Below are 17,656 nucleotides of genomic sequence, written 5' to 3' on the forward strand. Positions count from 1 at the left end.
GAGACTGTGGGCAGCTTCCTACTTACGGCCTCCTGCGGACCTGCGCGTAGTGGCAGCGGATTTCGCCGCGGAGGCCTTGCGGCTGCCAGTGCCGGTGGCTGGCTTGGCCCTCGCGGCACCACGCGGCGTGGAAGATCGGCGCGCCGCTGGCCGCCTGGCCTTCGTGGCTGACTCCGGTGCCATATCGCCAGCGGCATCGGCGGCGGGCGCAGCTGCTGCCATGTTCTGGCCCATGTCCTCAACGGCCTTTTGCGCGATGGCCTGGAATTGCTCCGTCAGGGCTGCCCACCACTGCACCGCCTGCTGCTGCATCAGACGAACGGTGGGGTCGCCCGCATCGGCAGCGGCGTTCTCGCCGCCCTGTCCGTGCTGCCCCTGCGCATCGCTAGGGGCTTGCGCGCGCTGCGGCGCAGCAGCGCGATCAAAGGCGTGGGCAGCACCCTGCGCGGCTTCCTGAAACCCGTCCTGCAATGCGTCCGCCCAGGTGCTGGCGCCCCGGTTCATTGCGCCCAGCGTCGCCAGGGTCATCTTCTGCACTTCCAGCGCCTGGATGGACGCCTCCAGCGCCCGGCCATTCTGCTCCAGCCAGAACTTCACCACCTTGAGCTCGTCGATGCGCTTTTGCACCTCGGCAGGGTCCATGGTCGGGGCCAGCCACTGCTGGAAGGCCGACGCGCCTGACGGCGATGCCGCTGCCTCGCCAACCAGCGGGGGCGCCAGATTACGCAGAAAATCGAAACCCGGTACAAACCGAGCGAACTCCAGCCACTTGTCCTGCTCTGCCATAACGCCTCCCGCTCGAATGGATGCATACGCATCGGAATCTGTGTAAACGCACACGCGCCACACCACATGGGCGCGCCGCACCGGCTGCCAGCTTAGCGGCAGCGGCGCACGCCGTCCATGGCACATACGCGCAGTGGCACAGTTGCACCCGGCCGCCGCGCGGGCATACTAGCTGCCATGAGCGCCGCCGAAAGCCGCCGCATACGCCGCATCGCCCATCTGGACATGGACGCGTTCTTCGCGTCCGTGGAGCTGCTGCGTCAGCCGCAGCTGCGCGGCCTGCCGCTGGTCATCGGAGGTGGTCGGCGCGCGCCCGGCTGGCTGGGCGACGACGCGCTGGAAGCGCTGCCGCCCGAGCAGATTCCGCTGGAGGCTTTTCGCCGGCTGGGCCAGTACACCGGTCGTGGAGTGGTCACCACCGCCACCTACGAAGCGCGCCAGTATGGCGTCGGCTCGGCCATGGGCATGATGAAGGCGGCCAAGCTGTGCCCGCAGGCCTATCTGCTGCCGGCCGATTTCGAACGCTACCGCGCCTACTCGGCACGGTTCAAGGCCGAGATCCTGCGGCACGCAACGGTCATGGAGGATCGCGGCATCGACGAGGTCTACATCGACTTCACCGATGCGCCCGACGGCCAGCTGCAGGGCGGCCTGGTGCTGGCCCAGCGTATCCAGCAGGCCATTGCCGAGGCGACCGGGCTGAGCTGCTCGCTCGGCGTAGCGCCCAACAAGCTGCTGGCCAAGCTGGCCAGCGAGTGGCACAAGCCTGGCGGCATCTTCATCCTCATGCCCGAAGAGGTCACGCAGCGCATCTGGCCGCTGGCCTGCCGCAAGGTCAATGGCATCGGCCCCAAGGCCAGCGCCCGGCTCGCGGCTCTGGGCATCGAAACGCTGGGGCAACTGGCGCAGGTGCCCGAGCAACAGCTGATCGAACAGTTCGGCAACAGCTACGGCGCGTGGCTGCACCGCGTCGCCTGGGGGCGCGATGACCGGCCGGTGGTGGTCGAGAGCGAGCCGGTCTCCATGAGCCGCGAGACGACCTTCGAGCGCGACCTGCACGCGGTGGCAGACCGCAGCGCGCTCTCGCAGGTCTTTACCAACCTGTGCACCCGGGTGGCGGCGGACTTGCAGCGCAAGGGCTATGCCGGCCGCACGGTGGGCATCAAGGTACGCTTTCCGGACTTTCGCATCGCCACCCGCGCCATCACGCTGGACCATCACACGCAGGACGCGGCGGAGATCCGCCGCGTGGCCGGGCAATGCCTCAAGCGCGTCGACCTGTCCCGACGCATTCGCCTGCTGGGTGTGAAGGTCGACAACCTGCTGCCGCTGGAGCAGGCCCAGGCTGCCGACGAAGCGGCCAGGAACCGGCAAGCCTCTGACCCGCAGCAGCTGGCACTGCCCTTCACGGACAACCCGTGAGGGATGCCATCGGCGGGGTCAGAACGCCGGGACCACCGCCCCCTTGTACTTTTCCTGAATGAAGGCCCGCACGGCCTCGCTGCGCAGCGCCGCTGTGAGCTTGGCGATGGCAGGATCGTCGGCACGGTCGGCCCGCGCGGCGATGATGTTCACGTAAGGCGAGTCCTCGCCTTCAAGCAGCAGCGCGTCGTCGGTGGGCACCAGACCTGCTTCCAGTGCGAAATTGGTATTGATCAGCGCCAGATCGACATCATCCAGCGCGCGCGGCAGCATTGCGGCCTCCAACTCGCGGAACTGCAGCTTCTTCGGATTCTCCGCGATGTCCACCGCCGTGGCAGTGATATTGCTGCGGTCCTTGAGCTTGATCAGCCCTGCGGAATCGAGCAGCAGCAGCGCACGCCCGGAATTGGTCGCATCGTTGGGGATGGCCACCACCGCGCCATCGCGCAGCGACTCCAGCGAGGTTATCTTCTTCGAATAGGCTCCAAACGGCTCGATATGGATGCCCCCGTTGGGCACCGCCACCAAATCAGTGCCGCGCTCCTTGTTGAAGTTGGTCAGATACGGCTGATGCTGGAAGAAGTTGGCATCGAGCTGCTTCTCCGCCACTGCGGAGTTGGGCAGCACATAGTCAGTGAACTCGCGCACCTGCAGGTCCACGCCCTGCTCCTTGAGCGCCGGCTTGACGAATTCGAGCAACTCGGCATGAGGCACTGGTGTGGCGCCAACTACCAGCTTGGTCTGTGCATGGGCGCCCACTGCCAGGGCGGCAGCGGCAAACAGGGGAAGCAACTTCTTGATCATGTTCGTTCCTTTTCAGTATTCATCCCGTTGGATGGATGGTCGGCGATTCTAGAGTGCCCTACTCATACTTCAAAATACTGTTTGATACTTGTTTTATAAATAAATGTTATATAAAAAACTTCCCGGCTGACCACTCTGCAGTCCAGATTACCCCGCCGGTCTGGAGAGCCACTGGATCGCCCACGCCTTGATCGGTGCCGGCACGCCATGGGCACCGGCAGCCACGTCCGCAAGCGAAGCCCATTCGCCGGGGCCGATCAGGCCGTCATTTACCATTTCCGGGCCACGTTGCGGCAGCCGCAAGAGTGCCGGACTGAGCATCAGATCCTTGTGCGTCAGTACATGCTTGACACCTGGCTGCCAGTCCAGTTGCGCCACCGGTAGGCCGAGCTGCTGCACCGCCTCCGCCAGCGCCGCCTCACCGGCGAACACCGGAAACGCCTGCAACTGCGCCCAGATGCCCGATGCAGGGCGCCGCTGCAGCCAGACCTGCTGCGCCGCATCCAACAGCACCAGCAGCGCCCACTGCTCTGTGCTGCGTCGCAGCTTGCGGGTACGCCGCGGATACTGCGCCACCTTGCCTGCCGCATAAGCAAGACAGCCACCGGCCACCGGGCACTGCGTGCAGCGCGGCTGTCGCGGCGTGCAGACCATTGCACCGAGATCCATCAGCCCCTGGGTGTAGGTCGGCATGTCTGCTGCGCGCGCTGCAGGCGGCAGCAGGGTTTCTGCGCACATCCACAGCGTCTTCACACTGCGGCTGCTGGCGAGATCTTCGGGGAATGCCAGATAGCGCGCCAGCACCCGCTGCACATTCGCATCAAGAATGGAGACGCGTTCATGCCAGCAGAAGGCCGCGATGGCGTTGGCTGTGGACCGCCCCACCCCAGGCAGCGTGGCCAGTGCCTGTGCGTCTGGCGGGAACTGCCCGCCCCACTGCGTGACCACCTGCTGCGCGGCGCGGTGCAGGTTGCGTGCGCGGCTGTAATAGCCCAAGCCACTCCACAGCTGCATCACCGCCTCGACAGGCGCAGCTGCCAGCGCCGCCACCGTCGGAAAGGTCTGCAAAAAACGGGTGAAGTACGGCAGCACGGTCTGCACCTGGGTCTGCTGCAACATGACTTCGGAGAGCCATACCCGGTAGGGATCGCGCGTGCCCTGCCACGGCAGGCCGTGCCGGCCATGGCGGCGCTGCCAGTCCACCAGCTGCTGCGCAAACGAAGCTGCGCGCCGTGTGTCTTCAAAACCGGTCACTGGCTGACCGGCACCTGGCCGAGATGCACATCAACGCCGCGCATGGCCGCCTGCAGGGCCACCTCCAGCTGTTCGCTGCGGGCATTCAGCGCGCTGGCCACTTCCTGCAGCTCAGCCAGTTCCCGCTGCAGCTGCTGCAGCCGATCGCTCAGATCCAGGTCGGCCTGCTCGATCCGCTCGATGGTTTCACTGCGACTGATGAAACTCAGGCGACGCTCCTTGAGCTGAACGTCCAGTTGCGCGGTGGAGGCCTTGCTCCACAGATCCAGCTCGTTGCAGGCGGCCTCAAAAACGGCGCGCAGCCGCATGGCAATGGCATTGACCAGTCGCTCGCTGAACTCCGCCGAAGACAAGCGCAGCGCGTTGGTCATGGAAAAGTAGTGGCGGTTGCTCTGCGCGATCCGGTCCAGGTCGGGCGCGAACTGGCGCAGGTCCACGGCCCCAGGCGGCTGCAGCGCGAAGCCATATTCCATGTTCAGGCTGTGGTAGGACTCTGCCAGCACGCGGTGCATCTGATCGGCAACGTCCTGCGCCGTCTCCAGCACCTCCTGAAGACGGCTGAAGGTCTGCAGGAACCGTTTCTGGAATCCGACGGAGAGAAACTTGCCCTGCAGCGCCTGCATGAGTGCGGCCAGTTCCTGCTTGATCGTCTTGCCGCTGAGCAGCTGGAACGCCTCGTTGAGCAGCTTGTTCTGCGCCGCTCGCAAGCCGAGGATCTTGCTGACGCAGCCGTCGAACTCCTTGCGCTCGCGCGCGATGCGCATGCGGATGCTGCGCCGTGCACTGTTGTTCTTGCCCTTGAGGCTGCCAAGCTCCTGGATCTGCTCGGTCAGATCGCGCAGCCGCACGTTCAGCACCTGGCTGGCCTCGGTGCGAATCTCGCCCAGCCCCCGCATCAGTGCACGCTGGAGGATGAGGTGCCGCTGGCCCAGCAGGGTGTCGATCAGCACGGTCTCCAGCTGGCGGATGGCACTGGCCTTGAGCAGGGTTTCATCCTTGTGGATCTTGGCCACCAACGCCTTCTGCGCCGAGACCGCCAGCACATGGTTGAGCGGCACACTCAGCATGCGGGCGACGGACTGGCGCTGGCTGCGCAGCTGCGCAGCCTGCTCTTCCTTGCTGGTCAAGCCGTCCCACAGGGTATCGATTTTGTTGAGCACGACCAGTCGCAGACCCTGTGTATCCACGTGGCGCGCCAGATGTTCCTGCCAGATATGCCGGTCCGAGCGCGTCACTCCCGTATCCGCTGCCAGAATGAACAGCACGGCCTGCGCCTGGGGCAGCAAGCTGATGGTGAGCTCGGGTTCCGCGCCAATGGCGTTGAGCCCCGGAGTGTCGAGGATAACCAGGCCTTTCTTCAGCAGTGGGTGCGGAAAGTTGATGATGGCGTGGCGCCATCTGGGCACCTCCATCTGGCCTGCCGCATTCAGGGGCGGATTCTCCGCGCCGGCATCGTCGCGCCAGAAACCCAGGCGGGCGGCCTCGGCCTGGTCGACCTGAATGGTCTCCGTGACCCGCTGCAGCGCCTGGGCCACGCTGTCGCCGGAGCGGGCGTCCAGCGCTACCGCATGCCAGGCGGCAGGCTTGAGCTTCCAATCCGCGAGGCTGGCACCCAACTTGCGCGTCTCGATGGGCAGCAGCCGCACACCCGGCGGGAATTCGGGCTCCCAGATCAGCTCGGTCGGGCACATCGTCGTGCGCCCAGCTCTGGCTGGCATGATGCGCCGCCCGTAGCTGGAAAAGAACAGCGCGTTGATCATCTCCGACTTGCCGCGCGAATACTCGGCCACGAAGGCAACGGTAATCCTGTCGTTGGCAGCCTGCTCATGCAGCCGCGCAAGCCGCTCCATCGTCGCGGCATTGCGCAGTCCCTTGCTGTCCAGCCAGGCCGAGAAGACGTCCAGCGCCTGAGCAAAGCCCGCGCGCCACAGGCCATACTGCTCAAACCGCTGGTTGAATAACTGACTTTCAGCGTTCACAGGGTTTGCTCGCTCGTCGACAGGCTCACGAAAGAAGAAGGAGTTGGCCAGATGCTACTACAGCAAGACCATGCTGCAGCGCAGAAGTGACACGTGTCTCAGCGATGCAATTCGCCGCTGCGCTCGGGCTGGTAGAGCACCTCGCGCACGCGCACCGTCATTTCCTTGCCGCCGGGGCCTGGCCACCTGACGGCATCGCCAACCGACAGGCCCAGCAGGGCGCTGCCGACCGGCGCGAACACGGACACGCGGTCACTCTGGCCCTGCTGGTCACGCGGATAGACCAGCGTGAGCGAAAACTCCTGGCCACTTTCCTCGATCACGAAACGCACGGTCGAGTTCATCGTCACCACCGTCGGGGGGATTTCCTCGGGAGAGACAATATCGGCCCGGGCAATCTCGCGCTCCAGTTCAGCACGGCCTGCAAAGGCATTCTGGGGCAACGCCTCCAGCAGGGACTCGATACGCTCCACGTCCAGCGAAGACAGAATCAATGGGGGTTTGGGTGTTGTCATAACAGTAAGATAGTCGCAAAGGCCTTGGCCTGGCAGGACCGCGTCAGCCGGCCAGCACTGTAGCCGATAGACAACGCCGCGCCGCAGGAACATCTGCACTGAATCGGCCCTGCACCGGGATTCACGGTCGGATCTCCTCTTTCGTTGGCTCGCCCTGCCGCTGCAGCGCCGCCACGCGCTGCTGGCGGTACAGCTGCGGTGGCATGCCCGTCCAGCGCACGAACGCGCGGGTAAAGCTCTTGGCATTGTCAAAGCCGACCATGCCGGCGATCTTCTTGACCGGATAACCAGTGCGCAGCAGCAACTGGCAGGCGCGCTCGCTGCGCACCTCGTCCTTGATCGCCTGCAGGCTGGTGCCGTCTTCCTGCAAAAAGCGATGCAGGCTGCGCACCGACACATGCAGTGCCCGCGCCAGCGACTCGGCGGTATGCCCGGCTGCGCCGTCGCTCTGGCGCAGCAGCTGGCGCACGCGCTGCTGCATCAGTCTGTCGCGGCGGTAGGGCTTGACCACCACCAGCAGCGCCCGCTCCAGCATCTGATTGAGGGCAAGCTCGTCACGGCGGACCGGCATGGCCAGATAGCTGGCATCAAAGTGCAGCGCCGCAGTCTGCGCGCCATAGCGCACTGGTCCGGGGAACATGGCCTCGATCTGGGCGGCATAGGGTGCAGGCGCAAAAGGCAGATCTACCGCCAGCAACGGGATATGCGAATCAAGCAGCCAGCAGGAAAAGCCGTGGATATTGCGCAGCAGCGTCAGCAGGCCCATGCGACGCACCTGCAGGTCGTCAGCCACGTGCTGCTCGTGCACCAGCACGCTGGCGCTGGCGCGCTGCACTTGCACCTGCAAGACAAGGTCCTGCGTCAGCAGGCCATGGTGGCGGCACCAGCGCAGCAGAGCGACACGGTAGGTCGGCGAGGAGATGCAGGCACGTGCCAGGAAGCCGTAACTGCCCCAGCGCATCGGCCGCGAGAGCCAGCCCAGCGCCTCATCGTCCAGCTCGCGCATGGCATAGGACGATAGCCGCTCCATCTGCAGCGCGGTGATGAAGCCCTGCCCGTTCTCCCACTCCTGTGGCGCGATTTGTGCGTGCAGCAGCGCTGGCTGGGGATCGCGGCCCTGCCTCTGATAGGCAGCAACAATGGTCTGCACGAAGGCCGAAGGCGTGGCGCGCGCAGGTGGCCTGGCGCTGCGGAGAGGGCGTCTGGGTGAAGTGGCGGACATGGCTGTGGCTGGTGCACGATCAAGCCTTGATTCTGGCACTTTTCATGCCCATGACCGTGCATCGCCCGTGCATCCGTTGGGCTAAGCTGAAAACCGTTCGCCACGCACACAAACAAGCAGGGGTGTCCACACCATCCCGCCAGGAGACAACGCATGACCGATGCACCTGCCACTGCCAGCTACGCCAAGGGCCCCACGGCCCCGCCCCTGATCGAGCAGACAATCGGCGACTTTTTTGACGCCGTCGCTGCGCGCCATGCAGACCGCGAGGCGCTCGTCAGTCGGCACCAACGGCAGCGCCTGACCTATGCGCAACTGCACAGGCAAGTCCAGCGCCTGGCCAGTGCGCTGCTCAGAGCCGGGCTGCAAAACGGCGACCGCGTCGGTATCTGGTCCCACAACAACGTGGAATGGGTGCTGATGCAGCTGGCCACGGCCAAGCTTGGGCTGATTCTGGTCAACATCAACCCAGCCTACCGCACCTCCGAGGCCGAATACGCGCTCAACAAGGTCGGCTGCAAGGCGCTGGTGACCATGCCGAGTTTCAAGAGCAGCGACTACCTGGCCATGCTGCGCGAAATTGCGCCAGAGCTGAATCAATGTGAGCCCGGCCAGCTTGCAGCGCGCCGCCTGCCGTTTCTGCGTCATGTGATATGGATCGATGAGGACAAAAGCGGCAGTGAGCAACCCGGCATGCTGCGCTTTTCACAGCTGCTGGGCAGCGGCGATGCTGCCGACCCTGCTGTCGCGCACGCGCAGGCGCTGGTCAAGCACACGGATCCGGTCAACATTCAGTTCACCAGCGGCACCACCGGCTTTCCGAAGGGGGCGACGCTGACGCATCGCAATATTCTCAACAATGGCTTCTTCATTGGTGAGTGCATGCGTCTGACACCGCAAGACAGACTATGCGTTCCAGTCCCGCTGTACCACTGCTTCGGCATGGTGCTGGGAAACCTGGCCTGCATCACGCACGGCAGCACCATCGTCTACCCCAACGATGGCTTTGATCCACTGCTGACGCTACAGACCGTGCACGAAGAAAAATGCACTGGCCTGCACGGCGTGCCAACCATGTTCATTGCCGAGCTCGACCATCCGCGCTTTGCACAGTTCGACCTGTCGACGCTGCGTACCGGCATCATGGCGGGCACCGCCTGTCCGATCGAGGTGATGAAAAAGGTGGTCGAACGCATGCACCTTTCGCAGATCACCATTGCCTATGGCATGACCGAAACCAGCCCGGTGAGCTGCCAGAGTGATGTCGACACACCACTGGACAAGCGTGTCACCACGGTAGGTCGGGTGCAGCCGCATCTGGAAATCAAGATCATCGATCCTGGCACCGGTGAGATCGTGTTGCGCGGCCAGGCTGGCGAGCTTTGCACGCGCGGCTACTCGGTCATGCACGGCTACTGGGGCGATGAGGAACGAACGCGCGAGGCCATCGACAGCGAAGGCTGGATGCACACCGGCGATCTGGCGACCATGGACGCCGAGGGCTACGTCAACATCGTCGGACGCATCAAGGACATGGTGATCCGTGGCGGCGAAAACATCTATCCGCGCGAAATCGAGGAATTCCTCTACCGCCACCCGAAGATTCAGGACGTTCAGGTGGTTGGCGTGCCTGATCAGAAGTATGGCGAAGAGCTGTGCGCCTGGATCATCGTCAAACCCGGCCAACCTCTGAGCGAGGAGGAGGTGCGTGCCTTTTGCCAAGGGCAGATCGCGCATTACAAGGTGCCGCGGTACATCCGGTTCGTCGACGCCTTTCCCATGACCGTCACAGGAAAAATCCAGAAGTTCGTCATCCGCGACGAGATGAAGAAGCTGCTGGACCTTCACGAAGAACGCACGGCCTGAGCACGCACGCCACCTTGCAGTTCTTCACCGTTCATCTCGAAAAAAAGCAGTTCCTATGGCCCATCTCACCTCCAAGGTCAGTTCCCGCTCGGCAGAGTTCCAAGCCAACGCGCAGGCCATGCGGGCGCTGGTCGATGACCTCAACCTGCAGTTCGCTGCGATTGAACAGGGTGGCGGAGAAGCTGCGCGCGCCAAACATCAGGCGCGCGGCAAGCTGCTGCCACGCGAGCGCGTGCAGGCGCTGCTCGATCCCGGCTCGCCGTTTCTGGAGATCGCCCCGTTGGCCGCACTCAACATGTATGACAACGCCGCCCCATGCGCGGGGCTGATCGCCGGTATCGGCCGCATCCAGGGCGTCGAATGCATGGTGGTGTGCAACGATGCCACGGTCAAGGGCGGCACCTACTTCCCGATGACCGTCAAGAAGCACTTGCGCGCGCAGGAGATCGCCCAGCAAAACCGTCTGCCCTGCATCTACCTTGTCGACTCCGGTGGCGCCAACCTGCCCAACCAGGACGAGGTGTTTCCGGATCGGGACCACTTTGGCCGCATCTTCTATAACCAGGCCACCATGAGCGCGCAGGGCATTGCGCAGATTGCGGTGGTCATGGGCAGCTGCACTGCAGGTGGCGCCTATGTGCCCGCCATGAGCGATGAGACCATCATCGTCAAGGACCAGGGCACCATCTTTCTCGGCGGCCCACCATTGGTCAAGGCAGCCACGGGCGAAGTGGTCACAGCCGAAGACCTCGGCGGTGGCGACGTGCACACGCGGCTGTCCGGTGTTGCCGATTACCTGGCAAACAACGACATGCATGCGCTGGCGCTGGCGCGCGAGAAGGTCCGAAACCTGCAATGGCACAAGGCTGCGCAACCCTCCGACAGCCCGCCCAGGCCACCCCGATTCGCTGCAGAAGAACTCTACGGCATCATCCCAACCGACACGCGCAAGCCGTTTGATGTGCGCGAAATCATCGCCCGCATCGTTGATGACAGCGAGTTCGATGAGTTCAAGGCCCGCTTTGGCGCCACGTTGGTCACCGGTTTTGCCCGTATCGAGGGTATGCTGGTGGGCCTCATCGCCAACAATGGCATCCTGTTTTCCGAGTCGGCGCAGAAGGGGGCGCACTTCATCGAGCTGTGCTGCCAGCGCAAGATTCCGCTGGTTTTTCTTCAAAACATTACCGGCTTCATGGTCGGGCGCAAATACGAGAACGAAGGCATTGCGCGCCACGGTGCCAAGATGGTCACGGCCGTCGCAACGGCCAACGTGCCCAAGTTCACCGTCATCATTGGCGGCAGCTTCGGTGCCGGCAACTACGGCATGTGTGGTCGTGCCTATTCGCCACGCATGTTGTGGATGTGGCCAAACGCCCGTATCTCCGTGATGGGTGGCGAGCAGGCTGCAAGCGTGCTGGCCACCGTCAAACGTGATGGCATCGAAGCCAGAGGCGGCCAGTGGTCCGCCGAGGAGGAGGAAGCTTTCAAGGCGCCCATCCGCCAACAGTACGAGGCACAGGGGCATCCCTATTACGCCTCGGCCCGACTGTGGGATGACGGCGTGATCGATCCGGCCGACACTCGGCGCGTGCTCGCACTTGGTCTTTCCGCTTCCCGCAACGCGCCCATTGCAGACGCCAGGTTCGGCGTATTCCGGATGTAAACCACTGCTGAGATCGCCTGCCATGCCCCATCTGCACATTACCCACGCTGGCCACACCGCTACCGTCACCCTCGACAGACCTGATACGCGCAACGCCTTCAATGCAGCGCTGATTGCAGAGCTGACGCGGGCCTTCACCACGCTTGGCCGTGACGCGAACGTGCGGGCGGTCGTACTGGCAGCGGAAGGCAAGTCCTTCTGCGCCGGCGCGGACTTGAACTGGATGCGAGAAATGGCCGAGTACACGCGCGATGAAAACCTCGCAGACGCCGCGCGACTGGCGCAAATGCTGCATGTGATCTACACCTGCCCCAAGCCCACCATAGCGCGCATCCAGGGCGATGTGTACGCGGGCGGCATGGGGCTGGTGGCCGCCTGCGACATGGCAGTTGCCGTAGAGTCGGCAGGCTTTTGCCTTTCTGAAGTCAAGCTCGGGCTGATCCCTGCCACCATCAGTCCCTACGTCCTGCGCGCAATGGGTCCGCGCGCGGCGCACCGCTACTTCCTGACTGGCGAGCGCTTCAGTGCCGCGCAAGCGCTGCGTATCGGCTTCATCCACGCAGCCGTTGCCGACGTTGATGCGCTGGATGCCGCAGTCACGTCACTCGCGCAGACACTGGCATCAGCCAGCCCGCACGCCGTCAAAGCCTGCAAGCAACTGCTGCAGGACGTTGCCGAACATCCCATCGACGATGCACTGATCGCCACGACCGTGCAAGGCATCGCCGACATTCGCGCCAGCGCCGAAGGCAAGGAGGGCGTGCAGTCATTTCTGCAAAGACGCAAACCATCCTGGCTTGGGTGATTCGCAATGATCCCGCACTCTACGACGCGATTTGACACCCTGCATCAACAGGCGCGTCCATGCGCCGGGGGCCTGTAGGCGTGGCGCGCAATTGCAAGGACCGTGCCCTGCACACGCTTCAGAATACCGGCGTTTCGATCCGTCTGTAGGAGCATCCCATGGCCCTTGACAACGCCAGTCCCAACTTCACCAACCGCCTCAGTGATGGCCTGCACGGCGCAGGCATCCACCTGGACGGCAGCACCATTCACGACGCGGCGGGAGCGATCAGCAGCCACGTGGGGCACGCGCTCAGCGGCATGGATATAACCAGCCTGCTGGCGCTGGCTGCTGCGCTCGGATGGGCCAGCGGCCTGCGCCTGTATGCGGTGGTGTTCATTACCGGGTTGATCGGCTGGATGGACTGGATCGCGTTACCCGGCGCGCTGGGCATTCTTGAAAGTCCCATCGTGCTGTTCTTCAGCGGCATCATGCTGTTTGCCGAGTTCTTTGCCGACAAGATTCCTGGCTTTGACTCCATCTGGGATCTGCTGCAAAGCGTCATTCGTGTGCCCGCTGGCGCAGCGCTGGCGGCCTCCGTATTTGGTGCCGACAACGCGCAGATGGCCTTGGTCGCCGCCCTCATGGGCGGCACGCTAGCTGCCACCAGCCAGGCCGCGAAGACGACCACGCGCGCAGCCATCAACGCATCCCCCGAGCCCTTTTCCAATGTTGGCGCCAGTCTCGCCGAAGACGGCCTGAGCATCGGCGCGATTTGGCTGGCACTGACCAACCCGGTAGTCTTCGTGGTCGTGCTGGCCATCGCCGTGGTCGCGATGTGGATCGTGACCTGGCTGATGTTCAAGTTCCTGCGCGCGACCTGGCGCAAGCTGAGGCGCCTGTTTGGCACCAACGCGGCGCACCCGGCATCCGGCCCCCCATGACGACGGTTTTTTTGCCGTTTACGAGGAGACAACATCATGTTCACAAAAATTCTGATTGCCAACCGCGGGGAAATTGCCTGCCGCGTTGCAGCGACTGCCCGACGGCTGGGTGTGCGCACGGTTGCCGTCTATTCCGATGCCGACGCAAACGCCAAGCACGTACATGCGGCTGACGAGGCGGTGCACATCGGCCCCAGCAGCCCCAAGGAGAGCTATCTGCAATGGCAGCGCATCATTGACGCCGCCTTGTCCACCGGCGCGCAGGCGGTGCATCCTGGCTACGGCTTTCTCTCGGAAAACGAGGATTTCGCACAGGCTTGCGCTGATGCCGGCCTGACATTCATCGGCCCACCCGCTGCTGCAATCGCCGCGATGGGCCTCAAGGCCGAATCCAAGCGCCTTATGGAGAAGGCGGGTGTGCCGCTAGTGCCCGGCTACCACGGTCAGGATCAGGACCCACAACTGCTCAAACGCGAGGCCGAGCGCATCGGCTATCCCGTTCTCATCAAGGCCAGTGCCGGCGGTGGCGGCAAGGGCATGCGCGTCGTCGCGCGCAGCGAGGACTTTGATGCCGCCCTGCAGTCGTGCCAGCGCGAGGCCAGCAGCAGCTTCGGCGACGACAGCGTGCTGATCGAAAAATACGTGCAGCGCCCACGCCACATCGAAATCCAGGTATTTGGGGATGCGCTCGGCAATTACGTGCACCTGTTCGAGCGCGACTGTTCCGTACAACGACGTCACCAGAAGGTGCTGGAGGAAGCACCAGCACCGGGCCTGCCGGCGGCACTGCGCGCGCAGATGGGCCAGGCGGCCATCGCCGCTGCGCGCGCCGTTGATTACGTCGGCGCAGGCACCGTCGAATTCATCGTTGAACAGCCCGGCGGCTATGCCCAGCCCGAGCAAATGCGCTTTTATTTCATGGAGATGAACACCCGCCTGCAGGTCGAACATCCCGTCACGGAAGCCATCACTGGCACCGATTTGGTGGAGTGGCAACTGCGCGTTGCCGCTGGTGAGCCGTTACCGTTGCGCCAGGACGCGTTGCAGATTCACGGCCATGCCATCGAAGCGCGCATCAACGCCGAAAATCCGGACAACGACTTTCTGCCAGCTACAGGAACGCTGCGCGTTTATCGCAAGCCCCATGCCAGCAGCTTCACCGTCGGCGCCGTGCGCGTGGACGATGGCGTGCGCGAAGGCGACGCCATCAGCCCACACTACGACTCCATGATCGCCAAGCTGATCGTGCATGGCCAGACGCGCGCACAGGCGCTGGCACGGCTGGACGAGGCCCTGTCGCAGCTGCACATCGTGGGCGTGCCTACCAACGTACAGTTTCTGCGCCGCGCCATCCGCAGCGAATCCTTCGCACATGCACGGCTGGATACCGCGCTGATCCAGCGCGAGGCGCAGCATCTTTTCGGACAAACCGTATGGCCTGAAGCATTCAGCGTCGCCGTGGCCATTGCCCATACCCTGCACCAGGAAGCTGCGGCGTGCGACGCCGATCCCTTCTCGCGCCGCGACGGATGGCGCGGCTGGGGTGAAGCCAAGCGATTTTTCGTCTTCGCAAGAGGCACGCGCAAATTCAGCGCACAACTGCGCTACCTGCGCGATGGACGCCTGCATCTGGACATTGATCTCCAAAGTACCAACCAGTCAACGCCTGCGCTTTCCTCCGGCGCATTGTCCTATGCCTCGGTGCCGGGCAGCTCGGCGCTTGCGGTGACCTATATGGACTATTGCGCGCGCGTGACCTGCTATCGCGATGGCAACGCCATAGAGCTGTTCGCCCCCCAAGGACACGACACCATCACCTGGGTCCCCCCCCTCGGCGAGGATAACGAACAGGCCGAAGCCGGCCGCCTGACCGCTCCCATGCCCGGCAAGGTCATCGCCTTTGCCGTCAAGCCTGGCGATGTCGTCAGGCAGGGACAACCACTGGCAGTGCTGGAAGCGATGAAGATGGAGCACACCATCACCGCGCCGCACGACGGCACCGTCGCCGAACTGCTGTTCTCGCCGGGCGATCAGGTCATGGACGGCGCCGAACTTCTCACTCTGTGCAACTGACTTGACGGTCCTGATGCGTATCCAGCGCTGCGCAGAAAGGCACACTGTAGTAGCCAGCTACCACCCGCTTTACAGGCCGCTGCGCCCAAAATAACAGCCTGTGACCGCAGCGACATCCAAACATTGATGGCTGGCAGAATGCATCGCTGACGGGCACCAGGCCCAAACCACCAAGGAGCAAACATGGCAGGCAAGAAGATTCTGATGATCTGTGGCGACTACTGCGAGGACTACGAGACCATGGTGCCGTTTCAGACACTGCTGGCCGTCGGTCATGACGTCACGGCTGTGTGCCCTAAGAAAAAGGCCGGCGAGCAGATCAAGACGGCCATCCATGACTTTGAAGGTGCGCAAACCTACAGCGAGAAACCCGGTCACAACTTCACGCTCAATGGCACGTTCGATGCCATCCGGGCAGAAGACTTTGACGCGCTGGTGATTCCCGGCGGCCGTGGGCCGGAATATCTGCGGCTCGATCCACAGGTGGTGGCGATGGTGCGCCACTTCTTCGAGGCCAACAAGCCGGTGGCGGCGGTGTGCCACGGCGCGCAGTTGCTGGCTGGCGCGGGTGTGCTCAAGGGGCGCACCTGCTCGGCCTATCCGGCCTGCCAGCCCGACGTCGAGACCGCTGGCGGCACCTATGCCGACATCGGCATCGACCAGGCCTACACCGATGGCAATCTGGTTACCGCGCCTGCATGGCCCGCGCATCCCGCCTGGATGGCGCAGTTTCTGGCGGTGCTGGGCACTCGGATTGCGCACAGCTGATAGCGTCGCTCTGCACAGCCTGGGCCTATTCCCAATTGACGCGGCTTCGCGCCACAGGCAAGCTGGCAGGCCTGAACGACTGCCGGAAGCCCTCGCATGTGCCAGATCTTCGTCAATGCCGACCCGCAGCTCTACGCCCGGCGCACACGCAGCATCCGGCTGCACGGCGTAGTCACCAGCATTGATCTGGAAAACCTGTTCTGGGAGGTGCTTGAGGAGATCGCTCGACGCGATGGCCTGAGCGTCGGCCAGCTGTGCTCACGCCTCTACGAAGAGCTGGTGGCCGCGCAAGGCGGCGTTGGCAACTTCGCCTCGTTCCTGCGGGTGTGCTGCGGCCGCTATCTGCGCCTGCAATTGCTGGGCGCGCTTCCATCAGATCCCACCGTCGCCATCGGCACGCTTGATGCGGCACAGGTGCTCGCCGCAGACGCCGCTTGAACTGTCCCCACACTCGCTGGCACCAGGTGCCGCGCCAGGCACTGCCCCATGGCCGCTCGCAGAACGTGCAGAGATTCTCGGGAAACTACAGCACGGCACTTGCGCATTGGCAGCCCCGGTGCACGCGACGGTTATTTGCGGGACAATCGCAGACTTTTTCAGCCCTTGTGACTGACACGATACGAAACCCCATGCCTACGATGGAACCTGGCAATCATCAGCTGACGATGACGGTGCTGATGATGCCCGACATGGCCAATTTCTCCGGCAACGTGCACGGTGGGCAGCTGCTGAAGCTGCTGGATGAAGTCGCCTACGCCTGCGCCAGCCGCTATGCCGGCACCTATGTGGTGACCATGTCGGTGGATCAGGTGGTGTTTCGCCAACCCATCCACGTGGGTGAGCTGGTGACCTTTCTCGCCTCGGTCAACTACACCGGGCGCACTTCGATGGAAATCGGCATCAAGGTCGTGACCGAGAACATCCAGAAGAGACTGGTGCGCCACACCAACAGCTGCTTCTTCACCATGGTGGCCATGGACGAGCGAGGCAAGCCGACTGCTGTGCCGCCACTGAATCCACAAACGCCTGATGAAAAGCGCCGCTACCATCAGGCGCAGCAGCGCCGCCAGCTGCGCCAGGAACTGCAGGAGCGCTACCAGGAAATCAGCCGAACCGTTTCGTGACCCATTCGGCGCTGACGTCTATCAACGGGTTTTCGATTGGGGCCAATGACCCCGGTGCCACCACTCATGCCTGCGCTTCCAGTTCTGCCTTGCAAGCGATGCAGTGGGTCGACTCCGGTCGCGCCAGCAGGCGCTCCTTGGCAATCGGCTTGCCGCAGGCGACGCACACGCCATAGTCGCCAGCCTCGATGCGCGCCAGGGCCCGGCCAATGGAGGCGAGCTCATTGCGGTCGCGCGCGATTTCGCCAAGACGCACCTCCTTGGCTTCCTGGCGCTGCGCCAGTTCCTCAGGATCAAGCGCCTCCTGCGTTTGCGCAGCAGCCTCAATGTCAGCTTCCGCAGTAGCAATTTCATGCAGTAGCTCCTGCTGGCGCGCTTTGAGTTTCTGCGCAATCTCCTGCAGATCGGTAGTGGGGAGCGTTGTCATGGTCTTTCCTTGGTTGCATTGAAAT

16 protein-coding genes are annotated in these 17,656 nt (G+C 63.6%); 9 read left to right on the forward strand and 7 right to left on the reverse strand.

Going from position 1 to position 17,656, the window contains the following annotated elements:
- Positions 1 to 18: 18 nt before the first annotated feature.
- Positions 19 to 786 (reverse strand): PhaM family polyhydroxyalkanoate granule multifunctional regulatory protein, encoded by a 768-nt coding sequence (locus tag AAV94_RS09005; protein ID WP_046741977.1) that lies wholly within the window; start codon positions 784 to 786, stop codon positions 19 to 21.
- Between the two features lie 177 nt (positions 787 to 963).
- Between AAV94_RS09005 and dinB the strand changes: the two genes are divergently transcribed.
- Positions 964 to 2,208, forward strand: coding sequence for a DNA polymerase IV (gene dinB, locus AAV94_RS09010; protein ID WP_046741978.1), 1,245 nt, complete (start codon positions 964 to 966; stop codon positions 2,206 to 2,208).
- Between the two features lie 18 nt (positions 2,209 to 2,226).
- Here the strand turns inward: dinB and AAV94_RS09015 are convergent, their stop codons facing one another.
- From AAV94_RS09015 to AAV94_RS09035, 5 genes are all read right to left on the reverse strand, one after another.
- Positions 2,227 to 3,012 (reverse strand): MetQ/NlpA family ABC transporter substrate-binding protein, encoded by a 786-nt coding sequence (locus tag AAV94_RS09015; protein ID WP_046741979.1) that lies wholly within the window; start codon positions 3,010 to 3,012, stop codon positions 2,227 to 2,229.
- A 147-nt stretch (positions 3,013 to 3,159) separates the two neighbouring features.
- On the reverse strand, positions 3,160 to 4,266 hold the full coding sequence (gene mutY / locus AAV94_RS09020) for an A/G-specific adenine glycosylase (RefSeq protein WP_046741980.1): 1,107 nt from the start codon (positions 4,264 to 4,266) through the stop codon (positions 3,160 to 3,162).
- The gene (locus tag AAV94_RS09025; protein ID WP_046741981.1) at positions 4,263 to 6,245 is read right to left on the reverse strand and encodes a dynamin family protein; all 1,983 of its coding nucleotides are present in this window, start codon (positions 6,243 to 6,245) and stop codon (positions 4,263 to 4,265) included. The genes mutY and AAV94_RS09025 overlap by 4 nt, the downstream gene beginning before the upstream one ends.
- 98 nt (positions 6,246 to 6,343) lie before the next feature.
- Positions 6,344 to 6,760 carry a nucleoside diphosphate kinase regulator gene (gene rnk, locus AAV94_RS09030; RefSeq protein ID WP_046741982.1) on the reverse strand — a complete coding sequence of 139 codons (417 nt, stop codon included), beginning with the start codon at positions 6,758 to 6,760 and terminating at the stop codon, positions 6,344 to 6,346.
- Positions 6,761 to 6,881: 121 nt separating this feature from the next.
- A complete protein-coding gene (locus tag AAV94_RS09035; protein WP_046741983.1) occupies positions 6,882 to 7,982 on the reverse strand; it encodes an AraC family transcriptional regulator in 1,101 nt (366 codons plus the stop codon).
- Positions 7,983 to 8,135: 153 nt separating this feature from the next.
- Here AAV94_RS09035 and AAV94_RS09040 point away from each other — a divergent pair, with 153 nt between their 5' ends.
- The 8 genes from AAV94_RS09040 (at position 8,136) to AAV94_RS09075 (ending at position 17,204) form a co-directional block, all read left to right on the forward strand.
- A complete protein-coding gene (locus AAV94_RS09040) occupies positions 8,136 to 9,848 on the forward strand; it encodes an AMP-binding protein (RefSeq protein ID WP_046741984.1) in 1,713 nt (570 codons plus the stop codon).
- Between the two features lie 55 nt (positions 9,849 to 9,903).
- Entirely contained in the window at positions 9,904 to 11,511 is a 1,608-nt protein-coding gene (locus AAV94_RS09045) for a carboxyl transferase domain-containing protein (RefSeq protein WP_046741985.1), read from the forward strand.
- Positions 11,512 to 11,533: 22 nt separating this feature from the next.
- Positions 11,534 to 12,316, forward strand: a complete 783-nt coding sequence (locus AAV94_RS09050) for an enoyl-CoA hydratase/isomerase family protein (RefSeq protein ID WP_046741986.1) — start codon at positions 11,534 to 11,536, stop codon at positions 12,314 to 12,316.
- Positions 12,317 to 12,474: 158 nt separating this feature from the next.
- A complete protein-coding gene (locus AAV94_RS09055) occupies positions 12,475 to 13,239 on the forward strand; it encodes a DUF4126 domain-containing protein (protein WP_084824840.1) in 765 nt (254 codons plus the stop codon).
- 36 nt (positions 13,240 to 13,275) lie between these two features.
- Entirely contained in the window at positions 13,276 to 15,312 is a 2,037-nt protein-coding gene (locus tag AAV94_RS09060; protein WP_046741987.1) for an acetyl/propionyl/methylcrotonyl-CoA carboxylase subunit alpha, read from the forward strand.
- 183 nt (positions 15,313 to 15,495) lie between these two features.
- Positions 15,496 to 16,080 (forward strand): DJ-1/PfpI family protein, encoded by a 585-nt coding sequence (locus AAV94_RS09065; protein WP_046741988.1) that lies wholly within the window; start codon positions 15,496 to 15,498, stop codon positions 16,078 to 16,080.
- 96 nt (positions 16,081 to 16,176) lie between these two features.
- Positions 16,177 to 16,518, forward strand: a complete 342-nt coding sequence (locus AAV94_RS09070) for a ribbon-helix-helix domain-containing protein (RefSeq protein ID WP_046741989.1) — start codon at positions 16,177 to 16,179, stop codon at positions 16,516 to 16,518.
- A gap of 200 nt (positions 16,519 to 16,718) precedes the next feature.
- Positions 16,719 to 17,204, forward strand: coding sequence for an acyl-CoA thioesterase (locus tag AAV94_RS09075; RefSeq protein ID WP_046742068.1), 486 nt, complete (start codon positions 16,719 to 16,721; stop codon positions 17,202 to 17,204).
- A gap of 64 nt (positions 17,205 to 17,268) precedes the next feature.
- Here the strand turns inward: AAV94_RS09075 and AAV94_RS09080 are convergent, their stop codons facing one another.
- Complete coding sequence (locus AAV94_RS09080; RefSeq protein ID WP_046741990.1) at positions 17,269 to 17,631, reverse strand: TraR/DksA family transcriptional regulator; 363 nt, start codon at positions 17,629 to 17,631, stop codon at positions 17,269 to 17,271.
- Positions 17,632 to 17,656 lie beyond the last annotated feature (25 nt).

The organism is Lampropedia cohaerens (genome assembly GCF_001005215.1).
Lineage (GTDB): Bacteria > Pseudomonadota > Gammaproteobacteria > Burkholderiales > Burkholderiaceae_C > Lampropedia > Lampropedia cohaerens.

What these genes read in the sequence shown, in the direction of transcription:
- rnk (WP_046741982.1), bottom strand. Translation starts at nt 6,760, where the DNA reads ATGACAACACCCAAACCCCCATTGATTCTGTCTTCGCTGGACGTGGAG.
- AAV94_RS09005 (WP_046741977.1), bottom strand. Translation starts at nt 786, where the DNA reads ATGGCAGAGCAGGACAAGTGGCTGGAGTTCGCTCGGTTTGTACCGGGT.
- AAV94_RS09055 (WP_084824840.1), top strand. Translation starts at nt 12,475, where the DNA reads ATGGCCCTTGACAACGCCAGTCCCAACTTCACCAACCGCCTCAGTGAT.
- AAV94_RS09050 (WP_046741986.1), top strand. Translation starts at nt 11,534, where the DNA reads ATGCCCCATCTGCACATTACCCACGCTGGCCACACCGCTACCGTCACC.
- AAV94_RS09065 (WP_046741988.1), top strand. Translation starts at nt 15,496, where the DNA reads ATGGCAGGCAAGAAGATTCTGATGATCTGTGGCGACTACTGCGAGGAC.
- AAV94_RS09075 (WP_046742068.1), top strand. Translation starts at nt 16,719, where the DNA reads ATGGAACCTGGCAATCATCAGCTGACGATGACGGTGCTGATGATGCCC.
- AAV94_RS09070 (WP_046741989.1), top strand. Translation starts at nt 16,177, where the DNA reads ATGTGCCAGATCTTCGTCAATGCCGACCCGCAGCTCTACGCCCGGCGC.
- AAV94_RS09015 (WP_046741979.1), bottom strand. Translation starts at nt 3,012, where the DNA reads ATGATCAAGAAGTTGCTTCCCCTGTTTGCCGCTGCCGCCCTGGCAGTG.
- AAV94_RS09060 (WP_046741987.1), top strand. Translation starts at nt 13,276, where the DNA reads ATGTTCACAAAAATTCTGATTGCCAACCGCGGGGAAATTGCCTGCCGC.
- AAV94_RS09040 (WP_046741984.1), top strand. Translation starts at nt 8,136, where the DNA reads ATGACCGATGCACCTGCCACTGCCAGCTACGCCAAGGGCCCCACGGCC.
- dinB (WP_046741978.1), top strand. Translation starts at nt 964, where the DNA reads ATGAGCGCCGCCGAAAGCCGCCGCATACGCCGCATCGCCCATCTGGAC.
- AAV94_RS09045 (WP_046741985.1), top strand. Translation starts at nt 9,904, where the DNA reads ATGGCCCATCTCACCTCCAAGGTCAGTTCCCGCTCGGCAGAGTTCCAA.
- AAV94_RS09035 (WP_046741983.1), bottom strand. Translation starts at nt 7,982, where the DNA reads ATGTCCGCCACTTCACCCAGACGCCCTCTCCGCAGCGCCAGGCCACCT.
- AAV94_RS09080 (WP_046741990.1), bottom strand. Translation starts at nt 17,631, where the DNA reads ATGACAACGCTCCCCACTACCGATCTGCAGGAGATTGCGCAGAAACTC.